The sequence below is a fragment of the Streptomyces olivochromogenes genome, from assembly GCF_001514115.1.
Lineage (GTDB): Bacteria > Actinomycetota > Actinomycetes > Streptomycetales > Streptomycetaceae > Streptomyces > Streptomyces olivochromogenes.
Window position 1 is genome coordinate 1 of record NZ_KQ948537.1, and the last position, 1,046, is coordinate 1,046.

Genomic DNA, 1,046 nt, shown 5'->3' on the forward strand with positions numbered 1-1,046 from the left:
TGTATTGACCCGCAGCGTTGTTCACGCGGCTGATCGGTGGCTGGCCGCCGAGCGCGGTGGGGCAGCGGTGGTGGTTGTAGGTGTGGAGGAAGTCTGTCAGGGCTGCGGTGCGCTCGTCGTTTGAGGTGTAGGGCCGCTGGTAGGCCCATTCGTCGAGCAGGGTGCGGTTGAAGCGTTCGACCTTGCCGTTGGTCTGTGGCCGGTAGGCGCGGGTGAGTTTGCCGGTCGCGCCCAGGTCGGCGAGCGCCTGCTGCCAGGCGAAGCTTTTCCTGTAGGGCCAGGCGTTGTCGGTCAGGATCCGCTCGATGCGGTCGATGCCCGCGGCGTGGAAGAAGGCCGCGGCGCGGCGTAGGAAGCCGGCGCAGGTGACGGCCTTCTCGTCCGCGTGGACTTCGCTGTAGGCGAGGCGGCTGTGGTCGTCGACTGCGGAGTGGACGTAGTCGAAGCCCATCTTGCTGCGGGTGGCCCGGCCGGCCTGGCGGCCCAGCACCTTGTGGCCGCCGCCGTCCGGGATCCGGCCGAGCTTCTTGACGTCGACGTGGAGAAGTTCGCCGGGCCGGTCGCGTTCGTAGCGGCGGATGACCTGGCCTGTGGGCCGGTCCAGGTGGGCCAGCCGGTTCAGGCCGTGGCGGACCAGGATCCGGTGCACGGTCGAGGCGGGCAGGTCCAGGATTGGCCCGAGCCGTGCGGGACCGAGTTTGCGCGTCTGTCGGAGCCGGCAGACCCGGGCCTCCACGGCCGCCGGAGTGCGGTGCGGTGTCGTGCGGGGGCGCTGGAGCGGTCGGCGAGGCCTTCCTCGCCCTCGGCCCGCCAGCGGCGGACCCGCTTGTGGGCCGTTGCTCTCGAGACGCCCATTTCGGCGGCCACATGAGCGACCGGGCGGCCCGCGCAGACACGTTCGACCAGCAGCCGTCTGCCATGAACGGTCAGGCGGGCATTACGGTGGGACACGAAGACCTCCGTGCGGTGCAGTCCTAGACAGCTCCACCACACCGGAGGTCTTCGCCATGATCAAGCACCGGCGAGTGTCAACAACGCTCGTGATC

Annotated in this window: 1 pseudogene; it reads right to left on the reverse strand. The window is 69.7% G+C overall.

Annotated elements, in window-relative coordinates:
- Positions 1 to 951, reverse strand: a pseudogene (locus AQJ27_RS51450) (IS481 family transposase); the annotation flags it as partial.
- Positions 952 to 1,046: the final 95 nt, after the last annotated feature.